Annotated in this window: 12 protein-coding genes; 3 read left to right on the top strand and 9 right to left on the bottom strand. The window is 59.6% G+C overall.

Going from position 1 to position 12,628, the window contains the following annotated elements:
- The first annotated feature begins 77 nt into the window (after positions 1-77).
- Positions 78-464: a CidA/LrgA family protein gene (locus GGD61_RS24280; RefSeq protein WP_183231296.1), complete on the top strand. Its 387-nt coding sequence runs from the start codon at positions 78-80 to the stop codon at positions 462-464.
- Positions 461-1,183, top strand: a complete 723-nt coding sequence (locus tag GGD61_RS24275) for an LrgB family protein (RefSeq protein ID WP_183231295.1) — start codon at positions 461-463, stop codon at positions 1,181-1,183. The genes GGD61_RS24280 and GGD61_RS24275 overlap by 4 nt, the downstream gene beginning before the upstream one ends.
- 75 nt (positions 1,184-1,258) lie before the next feature.
- On the opposite strand, the gene GGD61_RS24270 is transcribed toward GGD61_RS24275, so the two are convergent.
- From GGD61_RS24270 to GGD61_RS24260, 3 genes are read right to left on the bottom strand one after another with little or no spacing between them, the layout of a single operon-like run.
- Complete coding sequence (locus GGD61_RS24270; protein ID WP_183231294.1) at positions 1,259-1,729, bottom strand: CoxG family protein; 471 nt, start codon at positions 1,727-1,729, stop codon at positions 1,259-1,261.
- Positions 1,730-1,771: 42 nt separating this feature from the next.
- Positions 1,772-3,325: a 4-hydroxyphenylacetate 3-hydroxylase family protein gene (locus tag GGD61_RS24265; RefSeq protein ID WP_283814549.1), complete on the bottom strand. Its 1,554-nt coding sequence runs from the start codon at positions 3,323-3,325 to the stop codon at positions 1,772-1,774.
- Between the two features lie 60 nt (positions 3,326-3,385).
- A complete protein-coding gene (locus GGD61_RS24260; RefSeq protein WP_246786020.1) occupies positions 3,386-4,558 on the bottom strand; it encodes an ABC transporter substrate-binding protein in 1,173 nt (390 codons plus the stop codon).
- Between the two features lie 224 nt (positions 4,559-4,782).
- Here GGD61_RS24260 and GGD61_RS24255 point away from each other — a divergent pair, with 224 nt between their 5' ends.
- Entirely contained in the window at positions 4,783-5,817 is a 1,035-nt protein-coding gene (locus GGD61_RS24255; protein ID WP_183231292.1) for a helix-turn-helix domain-containing protein, read from the top strand.
- A gap of 13 nt (positions 5,818-5,830) precedes the next feature.
- Here the strand turns inward: GGD61_RS24255 and GGD61_RS24250 are convergent, their stop codons facing one another.
- The 6 genes from GGD61_RS24250 to GGD61_RS24225 are packed head-to-tail and all read right to left on the bottom strand — an operon-like array spanning position 5,831 to position 12,626.
- Positions 5,831-7,375, bottom strand: coding sequence for a class I adenylate-forming enzyme family protein (locus GGD61_RS24250; RefSeq protein ID WP_183231291.1), 1,545 nt, complete (start codon positions 7,373-7,375; stop codon positions 5,831-5,833).
- A 12-nt stretch (positions 7,376-7,387) separates the two neighbouring features.
- Positions 7,388-8,137 carry an SDR family NAD(P)-dependent oxidoreductase gene (locus GGD61_RS24245; protein WP_183231290.1) on the bottom strand — a complete coding sequence of 250 codons (750 nt, stop codon included), beginning with the start codon at positions 8,135-8,137 and terminating at the stop codon, positions 7,388-7,390.
- Positions 8,134-10,530 carry a xanthine dehydrogenase family protein molybdopterin-binding subunit gene (locus GGD61_RS24240; protein ID WP_183231289.1) on the bottom strand — a complete coding sequence of 799 codons (2,397 nt, stop codon included), beginning with the start codon at positions 10,528-10,530 and terminating at the stop codon, positions 8,134-8,136. Before GGD61_RS24240 ends, GGD61_RS24245 begins: the two co-directional genes overlap by 4 nt.
- Positions 10,523-11,284 (bottom strand): N-acyl homoserine lactonase family protein, encoded by a 762-nt coding sequence (locus GGD61_RS24235; protein WP_183231288.1) that lies wholly within the window; start codon positions 11,282-11,284, stop codon positions 10,523-10,525. Before GGD61_RS24235 ends, GGD61_RS24240 begins: the two co-directional genes overlap by 8 nt.
- On the bottom strand, positions 11,281-11,760 hold the full coding sequence (locus GGD61_RS24230) for a (2Fe-2S)-binding protein (protein WP_183231287.1): 480 nt from the start codon (positions 11,758-11,760) through the stop codon (positions 11,281-11,283). The genes GGD61_RS24235 and GGD61_RS24230 overlap by 4 nt, the downstream gene beginning before the upstream one ends.
- On the bottom strand, positions 11,757-12,626 hold the full coding sequence (locus tag GGD61_RS24225) for a xanthine dehydrogenase family protein subunit M (protein WP_183231286.1): 870 nt from the start codon (positions 12,624-12,626) through the stop codon (positions 11,757-11,759). The genes GGD61_RS24230 and GGD61_RS24225 overlap by 4 nt, the downstream gene beginning before the upstream one ends.
- Between the last annotated feature and the right edge of the window lie 2 nt (positions 12,627-12,628).

Genomic DNA, 12,628 nt, shown 5'->3' with positions numbered 1-12,628 from the left:
CGCACACTGACCTCCCATTCGCGCGGCTCGCATGCGGGCCTATCTGAGGCTCATTCGTGCTGCGACGGACGCCTCACATGATCGCAGGTCTGAGTCTGATACTGCTCTGCCAGTTGGCAGGCGAAGTACTCGTGCGCAGCCTAGGACTGCCGATGCCGGGACCCGTGTTCGGCATGGCATTCTTGCTCTTGCTTCTCTTGGCCCGCGATCATTTCACCGCGCTCAACCGCGGTCCATTGCGAAACGCGGCAGTTGAGAGAACGGGCCGCGGCCTGCTCGCCCATCTATCTCTCATGTTCATTCCTGCTGGCGTTGGCATCGTGAAGAAGCTCGACCTGATTGTCGAGCATGGCGCCGCAATTTTAGTGACGTTGTCGGCATCGGTCGTGATCACTCTGCTCGCGACAGTCGCCACCTTTCTGGCGGTCAGCCGGCTTCTCTCGAAAAGCCAAGCGGAACCATGAGGGAAAACTCATTCTCGCTCTGGGTCTATCTGTCGCAGTCACCTTTGGTTTGGCTCACCGCGACGCTCTCGATCTATGGGATCGCAGATGCTTTCTCGCTTGCAACAAACCGGCATCCGTTGGCAAATCCTGTGTTGCACTCGATCTGGATCATCGGAGCAGTCCTGATCATCACGGACACTCCGTACGCGACATACTTCGCCGGCGCCCAGTTCGTGCACTTTCTTCTTGGGCCAGCGACGGTAGCGCTTGCGATTCCACTCTACGACAACCGCGCACGCGTCGCCGCTGCGCTTCTGCCAATGGTGATTTCGCTCATCGTTGGCTCGGTCACAGCGGTCGTTAGTGTCGTACTGTTTGCCGAGGCCTTTGGCCTACCTCGAGCGATCATCCTATCTCTTTCGCCGAAATCAGTCACAGCCGGCGTGGCGATGGGTATCAGTGAATCCCTAAATGCTGACCCGTCTGTAACCGCTATCGCGGTTGTACTCACTGGAATCCTGGGCGCGATCATCGTGACGCCGCTCATGAATCGGGCCGAAATTACCGATTTTCGTGCCCGCGGGTTCGCAGTTGGCATCGCCGCACACGGCATCGGCACAGCCCGGGCGTTTCAAGTCGACGAGCTGGCTGGCGTTTTCTCCGGGATTGCCATGGGGCTGAATGCGCTTGTGACGTCGCTTCTGGTTCCCCTGGCGGTGACCTTCCTTCTCCGCTGATTGGCTTCAGCTCTCATTGGTTTTAGGGCCCACCATTCGAGCCTTAAGTGCGGCAAAGCGCGCAGAGCGCAAAGCTTAGCTGCTTGGGCTAGAGTGACTATACTGCTCAAGTGCTCGCGCAAAATTGGCGAAAAACTCGTCCGCGAGCTTCTTTGCTGTGCCGTTGATGAGCCGCTGTCCCAACTGTGCAAGCTTTCCGCCGATTTGCGCGTCGACCTGATAGGCCAAGAGAGTGCCATCATTCAGGCCGAGTAGATTGACCTTTGCACCACCTTTCGCAAAGCCTGCAACGCCGCCCTCCCCCTCTCCAATGATACTATAACTTTGTGGTGGATCGAGGTCTGTCAGAGTGACCCTACCTCTGAATCGCGCGGAGACGGGCCCGACCTTCATCTTTGCGACCGCACGAAATCCCTCACCGTCGATCCTCTCCAACTCCTCGCATCCGGGAATACAGACCTTCAAGACGGCGGGGTCGTTCAATTTGGCCCAAACGACTTCTCGCGAGGCGGCGAGCTTGATTTCTCCGCTCATTGTCATTGCCATCGGCGTCTCCGAAATGGACGAGATACATCAGCTTCTGTTGCATCAGTTGGAAATAGGCGCAAAGACCCTGGCCATGTAAGTCGATAGATCGCTCTCGATCTTCCCGCGGGATGCAGACGAAATGCCCGCAAGTGCTTTCGCCAAATCCTTCTTGAATTCGATCTGCATCGATCGCGCGATCTGGATGCGCTGGGCCTGCGGCGAGCCCGCGCCATGCATGGACTCCGTCAGATAGCCTACCGCGTTCCTGCCGAGCGTCATGTTCTCCACCAGGCGAAGGATCCGAATTCGGTCTTCCGTTTTGATCTCGGGTCGTCCCTTCAGGTATTTCTCGATCATCGGACCGATCTTCTCGTGCCTAAGTTCGTGCTCGGAGGGCAGCGTCACCATTAACCCGCCTCCGAGATCCTGCGCCAGCCGGCCAATCTCGTAGGGTAGCCGCGTGACGTGATGCTTGCAGACGTTTGCCAGCATTTCGTCCGGCAAGTAAGCGCCGGAGTTCATCGCGGTTCCTTGGTGGCTCGCCGCGATGCCCGCGCCGTAGATCGTCTCGTTGAGATGGGTCATCTCGACGAGCTTGTCCCGGATATGCGATGCGCGTTCGACACCGTTGTAATCAGCAACTGTCGCCGCGGCACCGATCAGGACATCGCCTACGCCGGTTTTGCAGACATAGCTGCGGCGGTGGTAGCAGGTGAATCGCTCGACTAGCGTCGAAGCAAATTCGAACTCTCCGTCGAGGAAGACGTGTTCGTTTGGAATGAAGACATCCTCGAAGATGATCATTGCTTCCTGGCCTGCAAATTGCGCGTTGCCGACGTCAATGTCCCCGCCTTCGGTGCTTCGGGTGTCACAAGACTGCCGGCCGTAAATGTAGGTAATGCCAGCAGCATCGACCGGAATCGCGCCGACAATCGCATAGTCCCTGTCTACCGCCTCTAATCTCATGGTCGGCATAACGATCAACCAATGCGAATTTAAGCACCCCGTTTGGTGCGCCTTCGCTCCCCGGACGTAAACGCCCTCAGGTGTGCGACGGACGACGTGTAGGAACAGATCAGGATCCGCCTGCTGAGAGGGCGACTGACCACGATCTCCCTTAACATCGGTCATCGCTCCACCGATCACAAGGTTCAGGGACTGCATACGTGCGAGAAACTGCGTGAAACGCGCATGATATGGTGTGTTGTATTTGGTATCCAGATCGTAGGTTACAGAGTGCAGCGAGTTGAGTGCATCCATGCCTACGCAACGCTGGAAGCAGGTTCCTGTCAGCTGCCCAAGACGACGCTGCATCTTGTTCTGCATCACAAGATCGGCAGGGCTTCCGGATATATGGAGAAAGCGGTTCACGTTGGTGCCGGTGAGCGAGGAGATTGCCGATGCGAGGGCGGGATCCTCGTTCGCGAGGTCATATGTTCTTGCGACCGCATTGATCGAAGGTCGGATTACGGGATGGTCTACCGGCTCGTCGACCAACTCGCCCATTAAGTAGACGGCCAACCTGCGCCCGCGGAGGCTCTCGATGTATTCAGCCCCGCTGCGAATCCGATTGGGCATCCCAGCCGAGGCCGGCGCGACAACTTCCTGATCCATCGAGATGGCTCCTTAAATGCCGGCCCGGTCGGATTGCGGACCCGAGCCCGGCTCTATTTGTCAACCTTTCCGTACCAGCGGACAGGTGCTCTCCTTGAGCGGACGGAACGCCTGATCGCCCGGGATCACCTCGCGAAGCTTGTAGAAGTCCCAATCTCCCTTCGATTCCGACGGCTTCTTGACCTCGTACACGTACATATCGTGCACCATGCGGCCGTCTTCTCGAATGCGACCGTTTTTGGCGAAGAAATCATTGATCGGCATCTCGCGCATCTTTTTCATGACCGCCTGCGCTTCGTCGGTGCCCGCCGCTTCGACTGCGCGCAGATAGTGCATCGTCGATGAATAATCGCCGGCATCGCCCATGTGCGGCATCACCTTCATTCTGTCGAAGAACCGTTTCGACCATGCGCGCGTCTCGTCGTCGCGATCCCAGTAGAAAGCATTGGTCAATACCAGTCCTTTGGCTACGGAAAGTCCGAGAGCCTTGATGTCGGTTTCCCAGACCAGCAGGCCAGCCAACGTTTGGTGCTGCTGAATGCCAAATTCCTGCGCAGACTTGATCGAGTTAACCAGAACGTTGCCGGAGCCCGCCAACGCGACAACCTGGGCTTTGGACGACTGCGCCTGGAGCAGGAACGAGGATTGATCGAAGGATTCAGGCGGGTATCGGGTCGACCCCACGACTTCACCGCCCATCGCCTTCACGACGGCTGAGGTGTCGGCTTCCAGGGCATGTCCGAAGGCGTAGTCCGCTGTTAGGAAGTACCAGGACTTCTTGCCTTCTTTCGCCAGCGCGGTCCCAGTTCCGCGTGCGAGCGCATAGGTGTCGTAAGAGTAGTGGATGCTGTTCGGCGTACATGCATCCCCCGTTAGACGGGACGATCCGGAGCCATTGATAATGGCGATCCGGTTCTTGTCCTTCGCAAGCCCGGAAACCGTAAGTGCGATTGAGGAATTGATGAGGTTGCCGATCATGTCGACTTTCTCGACGTCGAACCATTTGCGCGCCAGCGCGGACGCCGTGTCAGGCTTGTTCTGGTGATCCGCGACGATGACCTCGATCGGCTTCCCGAGCACCTTGCCACCGAAATCTTCAACCGCCATCTTGATCGCAGTCACCGCGCCTTCACCGGATTCGTGTGAGAACTGCCCCGACATGTCGGTCAACACACCGATCTTCACCACATCGTCCGAGACGGCCCCTGTTTGAGCTTTGGCGCCGACGCTCATCGTCAGGATCGCCGCCGTTGCAATCAGGCCAATTTCCACGCTCCGCTTCATGGCGTTCCTCCCCAGGTTTATCGTTCCGTTCCCGAATTACTATCATAACTAGACTATTGTTACATGCATAACTAGACTGAAATTTTCGACGAGTCAATCGTGCCGGTGTGCTACAGCTGCGCGACTTTTCAGGCTGCCCGATCGTGGCAGCTTGTGTGAACGGACCGATTCGGATGCCTGTTGCCGCCAAACTCCAGAGAACCGCGACCAAATCGAAGGCAACAGCGGCCTTGCCCCGTACCGCTGCTGGACGAACCGAGCGCAACTGCTCTGTCGCCCGTACGTTGGACATCGTCTCCGACGCATGGGCTTTCTTGATCATTCGCGAGGCATTCTTCGGGACACAGACGTTTGAAGCCTTTCGATCAGCCCTCGGCATTCCCCGGGCTACTCTGACCGATCGGCTGAGAAAGCTCACGCAGCTCGCGATCTTCCGTCAGGTCGCGCCCGGCTCTTCACCGAGGAAGGAGTACAGGCTGACGAAAATGGGTTTCGACCTGTACCCTAGCTTTATTGCGCTCATGCAGTTCGGTGACCGCTGGCTATCGAAGGGTAAGCCGCCGCCGCTGACGCTCGTTCACGCGACGTGCGGCTGCGAGAGTCACCCGGTGGTCACGTGCTCCCATTGCGGCGAAAGGGTTCCAGCTCGAGAAGTCAAGTATCGCGATGGGCCGGGGGCCGGGCGCTGTCCGGCCAAGCCTGGCCGGAACACACGGCGCCCCTCTGAGGGAAGCCGCTTCGTGCTCGGTCGCCCGAGCTCGGTATCCCGCGCTCTCGAAATCATCGGCGACAAATGGAGTTTCATGGTCGTCCGCGAGGGATTCTTTGGTAACCGGCGTTACGACAGGATCCTCAATGAGCTCGCAATCGCCCCCAACATCCTGACCGATCGGTTGAATCGCTTAGTCGCCAATGGAGTGCTCCGGCGCCGGCAGTATCAGAGTTCACCCGACCGCTATGAATATCTCCTGACCGACATGGGTTTGGAACTTTACGGTCCGTTCATCGCCATGCTGCGATGGGGCGATCGATTTCTGTCGAAGGGAAAGCCACCTCTTGTTCTTACGCACGTCAAGTGCGGCCACGACTTTGATCCCGTCGTCAATTGCGACCGGTGCAGAACGCCGATTTTAGCTGCCGACATGCGGTATCGGCTCGCCTACGACCCGAAGTCCTATGGTGCGCTTGGTCCACGTTCCGTCGAATGAAGGCCCAAGCTGCTCAAGCCTGGCTGCTCAGGGCCTCGACGAGCTTGAAGCGCATGATCTTGCCGGATCCGGTCCGCGGAATTTCTCCAACGAGATGCGTGGATTCCGGGATCTTGTATGACGAGAGATGTGCCCTGCAATGCTCCAGCAGCGCGGGGATGTCGAGAGCCTCGTCCTTGGCGACCACGAAGAGGCAGGGTACCTCGCCTAGGGTCGCGTGCCGCATGCCAACGACTGCGCAATCCCTGACCTGGGGATGTTTGACGACCACCTCCTCGATCTCGGCCGGCGCGATGTTCTGACCGCCACGGATGATCAGCTCCTTGATCCGGCCGGTGATCGTCAGGTAGCCCGACGGGTCCGATTTAGCGAGGTCGCCCGTATGGTACCAACCCTTGCGCAACGCCGATGCGGTTTCCGCCGGCTTGTTGTGATAGCCCTGCATGAGGTTCGGTCCGCGGACGATTAGTTCGCCTTCCTCGCCGATCGGAACGTCCTCCAGCGAGGAAGGATCCACGATGCGGACAGCGAGGCCCGGCACTGGAAGGCCGCAAGATCCCATCGGCCTGCCGCCATGCAGCCAATTCATCGTCACCATGGTGGATGTCTCGGTGATGCCGTATCCGTCAAGGAGCCGCGTCTTGAAGCGTTCCTCGAAAGCCTTGTTTAGGGTCGCGGGCATAATTGCGCCTGCCGAGATGCACAGGCGGACGGATCCGAGACGCTCGATGCCGTCTTCCTGCGCGCGAAATAAAAGGTAGTGGAACATCGTCGGCACGCCCGGCATGATCGAATATTTGCCGGTCGCCAGCAGCTCGAGCGCTTGCTGTGGTGAAAAGCGCTCCATGATGTGCTCACTGGCGCCAACGGCAAGAACGCCGAGGACCGAAAAATTGAGACCATAGGAATGGAAGAGCGGAAGCGGCGACAAGATCACGTCGTCGCTTGTCAATTCGGCAATCGGCGCCCAACAAGCTGCTGAGACCCAAAGCATGCCACGGATCGACAGCAGCACACCCTTAGCCCGTCCCGTGGTGCCCGATGTGTAGATGATGAACGAGGTCCGATCGATGTCGGTCGGATCCAGCGGCGCCGCACCTGGGTCCTTGGCAAGATTCGCTATCGATACTCCGGTGCCGTCGGCACCCCTCTGAGCGAAGATGACTGTCGGTGAGATACATGCATCCCTAAAGAGCTTATCCAGCAGATCCTTACGCAAATTCGTAGTGACGATAACACCGCAATCGGCATCGGTCAGGCGATAGCTGACCTCGCCCTCAGCCGCCTCAAAGCTGATCGGCACCACGATCGCGCCGGCCCGCAACGCGGCGAAGCAGGCTTCGATCCAGTCGACACCATTCGGCAAATAGATTGCCAGCCTGTCGCCTTCCTTCAAGCCGGCCCTTGTCAGAGCCGCCGCGATCGAGGCCGTGCGGTCGGCGAGCTGGGCGTACGTGATGGACCGTGTCGAATCCCAATATGCTACCTGCTCCGGTCGGCTCTTTGCGTGCCGATTGAGGAGCGTCGCGATCGGCGCAATCAGATCAACGTGCAGCATCGCCGCCCTCCTTTAGACCATCGAATAACCGCCGTTCACGCTGATCACCTGGCCGGTGATCCAGGCGCCGGCGTCGGAGGCGAGCAAACTCACCAAGGGGGCTACGTCCGAAGGCAGGCCGAGGCGACGAATGGCATAGGCTTTGACCAGTTTGTCGCGATTGGCTTCCACCCAGGCCTTGTCATGTGCGGTCTCGATCAGGCCGAGCGAGATCGAGTTCGCGGTGACCCCCGAACGGCCCCATTCACGAGCGAGCGATTTCATGAGCGCGATGGTGCCGGCGCGCGCGGCCGCGCCGAGCGCGAGGCCGGATTCACCAACGCGCGATGAGTCGCCCATGATCGATATGATGCGGCCTCGGCCCGACGCCTCAAGCAGTGGTCCGGCGCTATGTGAGCAGTTCAATGCGCCGTAAAGGCAGGTGTCGATCTGCTTCTTCCAATCCTCCGGCGTGCTCTCGCTGAACTTCTTTCGGAAGACCAATCCAGCGTTGTTGACGAGAATGTCGAGACCGCCGAAGTCGCTCTTGACGTCCGCAACCATCTTCTTGACGACGTCTGCGTTGGCTATGTCGGCTTGATAGGCTTTCGCTTGTCCGCCTGCATTTTTGATCTCGGCGACGACAGCTTCTGCCTCCGCCTTCGAGCTGTGGTAGTTCACGGCAACGGACGCGCCACCTTCAGCCAGCATCCTGCAGATTGCGGCGCCGACGTCGCGACCGCCTCCCGTGACAAGCGCCACACGTCGCTTCAGATCGGTCATGGTTTTTCCTTTGCTCCAAGTTTGGCGTTCTGAATAAGCCTGAAGATGCGTTCCGGCGTCATCGGAAGGATCGAGATGTCGATATCAAGGGGCGATAGCGCGTCAGCAATGGCGTTGGCGATCGCCGCGGGCGCGCCGATTGTTCCGCCTTCGCCCATGCCGCGGAAACCGCCGGCCACCGCAGACTGGCTTTCGACGTGGACGACATCCATGGCCGGCACTTCCGGTGCGGACGGAATCACGTAATCGACAAGGCTTGCGGTGAGCAATTGGCCATCGTCGTCATAGATCAGTTCTTCGAACAGGGCCGCGCCGATCCCTTGCGCTACGCCACCGTGAACCTGACCATCGACGATCATCGGATTGATAATCTGGCCGCAATCTTCGGCGACAACAAACTTGTGTATCTTCACAAAGCACGTCGCGGGATCGATTTCGACGACAGCGATGTGAGTTGCTGCTGCGGTTGTGCCGTTGACCGGGTCATAAGTGTAGCTCGCCGCCAGTTCTTCCCGTGCTTCGACCGGCAAGGTCCTCATGTCGGAATAGACGGCTCTTGCGATTTGCTTGAAAGACACCGCGCGATCGGTGCCCAGCACGTTCACCTTGCCTTCGGAAATCTCCAGGTCGTCCGCACTTGCCTCGAGAAGATGCGATGCAACTCGCTTGATCTTCCCCTTCAGGATCTCAGAAGCGTGCTTTGCAGCACCACCGCCGAGCACCGCGCTGCGGCTCGCGTAGGTCCCGGTCGACATCGGGATCTCGTCGGTATCACCCTGAATGACGCGAATGTCTTCGAAACGAGCACCGAGGTCGTCGGCGACGATCTGCGCCAGAGTTGTCTCGAGCCCTTGGCCATGGGAGGCGACGCCGAACGCTGCGGTGATACCCCCTGTCGAATCGATTGTGATCTTCGCGGTTTCCGAGCCCGTATTGATGGGCATACCCGGCGCAACCGCAATCCGAGAGCCGATCCCTGTCAGTTCTGCATAGGAGGCGATGCCGATCCCGAAAAGTCGCCCGCGCTTGCGGGCCTCCGACTGCTGCTTTCTGAGCTGATCGTAACCTGCAGCCTTGGCGGCGGCCTCAAGGCACTCGACGAAGCCGGTCTTGTCCCAGATGATCCCGGACGCGATACGGTATGGAAATTCCTCGGCCCGTACCAGGTTGCGGCGCCTGATCTCGAGCGGATCGATCCCGAGAGCCTTGGCCCCCATGTCCATCAAGCGCTCGCAGACAAAGGTCGACACGGGCCGACCAACGCCCCGGTAGGGGCCGGTCGGCGGCTTGCAGGTGGCGACGCCGCGAACTGCGCCGCGATAGGATGGTATTTTGTAGGGCCCGGGCAGGAAGCTGACGACCTGCACCGGCTCGAGCCCGCAGGTCCACGGATAGATCGAGAAGGCTCCGACGTCGCCGATCACGTCTGCCTTCAGCGCGATGGCCATACCGTTTGTGTCGAAGCCCATCTCGGCGTCGACGATCTCTGCAAAAGCCTGGCTGCTGCTGCTGACGTCCTCAAGCCGGTCTGCCGTCCATTTGATCGACCGGCGCAGCTTGCGTGCGGCGATGCAGATCAAGAGCTCCTCTGGATAAAGCGATCCTTTGGAGCCGAAGCTACCACCAACGTCGGGAGCGACCACTCTCAAGCGATGGCCTGGAAGTGACAGTGACTCCGAAATGGCATCACGCACAATTCCCGGAATGTTCGATGACGTGTAGAGCGTGAGCGCGTCTCCGCGTTTGTCAAACTCTGCCGAATAGCTGCGCGGCTCCATCGCGAGCGCCGCCTTGCGGGTCATTTCGAAACGCCCACCTACCCTCACGGCGGCAGCGCCCAAGTCGGCCGCAACGTCCCCCTTCTTGAACTCGCGGGCAATCAGGACGTTGGTCCCAGCCTCCTCATGCAGCAGAGGTGCCCCCTCGGCGACCGCCGCCTCAGCACGCGCGACCGGGACCAGCGGTTCGTAGTCCAGCTCGATCAATTCGACCGCGTCCTCAGCCAGGTAGCGCGAGGTTGCAACGACAGCTGCGACCGCCTCTCCGACATAACGGACTTTTCCCGAGGCGAGCGGCAGAATCGGAGTTGCATAGTAGTTCGGCGTCCGAGAGAACGGGATGACGGGCTTGAAGTCGCCGGCAATGTCCTCCGCGGTCAGCACTGTGACGACACCCGGCGCCTCCAGAGCGGCGGCGGTACCAACCCGCGCGATTGTTGCATGCGCCTGTGCGCTGCGCAGAAAGGCGATATGCAGCGGCCGATCCGGCCTGCGATCCGCCGTGTATTCCCCGTTACCCGCGAGCAGGCGGGGATCCTCGCTCCGCCTGATCGGTGCGCCGACGTTTTTCGGGCGCAGCACATCGGAGGGGTTGGCGCGACGATCTCTATTCATAGCCGTCGCCGCCTTTGCGCAAGCTCTGCCATTGCGCATCGTCATGTCCGCAGATCACGGTAGCGCCGGACTTCTCGATCCGGCGGACTTCCTCGAACGACTTCATTTGTTGCTCGACGTTCCAGGTGTTACGGGGGGCCGCGTCCACATCGAGGTTCTGGCGCAGGCTGACAGCGTCGGATGCAAGCAGGAACTGACCGTCACGGTCCAGGCTGACCAGTGCGCCCATAGTGCCAGGTGTGTGGCCCGGAAGAGGAACCAACACGACACTGGAATCGCCGAACAGATCTTTCTCGCCATTCACGGGATCGACGGGGTGTCCGTAGTCCCAGTCGGCTTTGAGGTATCCTGCTGTATCGGCGCCAGGTGCCTTCGCTGCCTCGATCTCCTTGGCATGGGCGAAAATCGTCGCTTTTCGAAAGAACTGATTGCAGCCGCAATGATCGGGGTGAAAGTGCGAATTGACCACGATGTCGATGTCGTCCGGCCGAAGGCCGGTGCAAGCGAGGCTGGGCAGGAGCGTCTCTTCCGCCCGCATCATCGGCCTCATGACTTTCGCGAGCGGCCCCCAGCGTCCTTCTGCATCATCGATCACGGAGGGATGACATCCGGTGTCGAACAGCACGTTGCCTTGCTTATGCCGGATCAGCGCACTGCTGACGGGAAGATCGATTGTCTCGTTCCGATCGGCGCTGGCCACGTAGATGCTCTTCTTCATCCGAAGGCGCCCCGCGGCGAGGAAGTTCAACTTCATGATTTCCCCCCTCCCCGCAGCGCGGCGGCGCTTCGGATCGCGACCACGATGTTCTGGTAGCCTGTGCAGCGGCAGAGATTGCCGGAAAGGCCCTCTCTGATGTCCTCATCGGTCGCCAGCGGATACTTTCGCAGCATGTCCTCGCCAGTCATCAGCATGCCCGGCGTGCAGTAGCCGCACTGGAGTCCGTGATGCTCGCGAAATTGAGATTGCAGGACATTGAGCTCATCCGCCGACCCGAGCCCTTCGACGGTTACAATTTCGGCACCATCGGCCTGGACCGCCAGCATAAGGCAGGAGCGCGCACTATCGCCATCCACGAGAATAGTGCAGGCGCCGCAGACACCGTGCTCACAGCCGACATGCGTTCCGGTGAGGCCTAGCCGATCGCGCAAAAAGTCGGACAACAGCATGCGCGGCTCAACGTCTGTGACGTCGTAACGCTGTCCGTTCACTTTCACCGAGATCTCTGTCATACCGCTTGCTCCTTTGGTGTGAGAGCGGTGCGCAAGGCACGCCTGGACAGCTCTTTGAGCAGATGCATGCGGTACTCACCCGATGCATGAAGATCGTCGTTCGGCGAAATCTTGGACGCGACGATCTCGGAAAAGAGCTCCGGAGCTTGGTCGTCGAGCGGCAGTGCAACGAGCTCCCGCTCGGCTTCCCTCAAACGCAGCGGAGTGTCGGCCACTCCCATCACCGCAACGCGCGCATCCTCAAGCGCGCCCCCTCTGCGGCGAACGGAGATAGCGATGCTAGCCAGCGCAAAATCGCCGAAACGGCGGGCGACCTCCTCGAATGCCCACCCATCGTGATCAAGAACCGGAAATCCGACTTCGACGACGATTTCATCCGGCTCCAGGCAATTCGTCAGAGCATCGACAAAGAACTCCTCCGCGGCGACCTTTCGGAGCCCATCCGGGCCCCGAATAGATATCGTTGCATCATAGAACACCGCTAGCATCGGCAGTTCCGCGGCAGGATCTGCATGGGACAAGCTGCCACCGATCGTACCGCGATTGCGTATGGCCAGATGAGCTACATGGCGCATTGCAGCCGAAATAATTGGAAGTTTCGCAGCGATGAGCGGCGAGTGTTCGAGGTCACGATGCCGTGTCAGCGCCCCGACCGCAATCCGGTCCTCTCGATGCTCAATGTAGGAAAGCCCTTCAATGCGGTTGAGATCGATCAGAACCGAAGGTCGTGCCATCCGGAAATTCAAGAGCGGCAGCAGGCTTTGGCCGCCGGCGAGAAGCTTCCCTTCTCCGTTCGAGGCGACAAGTGCCTCGATGGCGGCCTCGACCGTCGATGGCGACACATAATCAAACTTGGCAGGCTTCATGG

It is taken from the genome of Bradyrhizobium sp. SBR1B (genome assembly GCF_014198205.1).
Taxonomy (GTDB): Bacteria; Pseudomonadota; Alphaproteobacteria; order Rhizobiales; family Xanthobacteraceae; genus Bradyrhizobium.
Note: the sequence above shows the minus strand (reverse complement) of the source record. Positions and strands in the feature narration are given on the sequence as shown.

Excerpts from the sequence above, each read along its gene's own strand:
- GGD61_RS24260 (WP_246786020.1), bottom strand. The coding sequence starts at position 4,558 with ATGAGCGTCGGCGCCAAAGCTCAAACAGGGGCCGTCTCGGACGATGTG.
- GGD61_RS24265 (WP_283814549.1), bottom strand. The coding sequence starts at position 3,325 with ATGGATCAGGAAGTTGTCGCGCCGGCCTCGGCTGGGATGCCCAATCGG.
- GGD61_RS24230 (WP_183231287.1), bottom strand. The coding sequence starts at position 11,760 with ATGACAGAGATCTCGGTGAAAGTGAACGGACAGCGTTACGACGTCACA.
- GGD61_RS24270 (WP_183231294.1), bottom strand. The coding sequence starts at position 1,729 with ATGGCAATGACAATGAGCGGAGAAATCAAGCTCGCCGCCTCGCGAGAA.
- GGD61_RS24280 (WP_183231296.1), top strand. The coding sequence starts at position 78 with ATGATCGCAGGTCTGAGTCTGATACTGCTCTGCCAGTTGGCAGGCGAA.
- GGD61_RS24235 (WP_183231288.1), bottom strand. The coding sequence starts at position 11,284 with ATGAAGTTGAACTTCCTCGCCGCGGGGCGCCTTCGGATGAAGAAGAGC.
- GGD61_RS24255 (WP_183231292.1), top strand. The coding sequence starts at position 4,783 with ATGCCTGTTGCCGCCAAACTCCAGAGAACCGCGACCAAATCGAAGGCA.
- GGD61_RS24275 (WP_183231295.1), top strand. The coding sequence starts at position 461 with ATGAGGGAAAACTCATTCTCGCTCTGGGTCTATCTGTCGCAGTCACCT.
- GGD61_RS24250 (WP_183231291.1), bottom strand. The coding sequence starts at position 7,375 with ATGCTGCACGTTGATCTGATTGCGCCGATCGCGACGCTCCTCAATCGG.
- GGD61_RS24245 (WP_183231290.1), bottom strand. The coding sequence starts at position 8,137 with ATGACCGATCTGAAGCGACGTGTGGCGCTTGTCACGGGAGGCGGTCGC.
- GGD61_RS24225 (WP_183231286.1), bottom strand. The coding sequence starts at position 12,626 with ATGAAGCCTGCCAAGTTTGATTATGTGTCGCCATCGACGGTCGAGGCC.
- GGD61_RS24240 (WP_183231289.1), bottom strand. The coding sequence starts at position 10,530 with ATGAATAGAGATCGTCGCGCCAACCCCTCCGATGTGCTGCGCCCGAAA.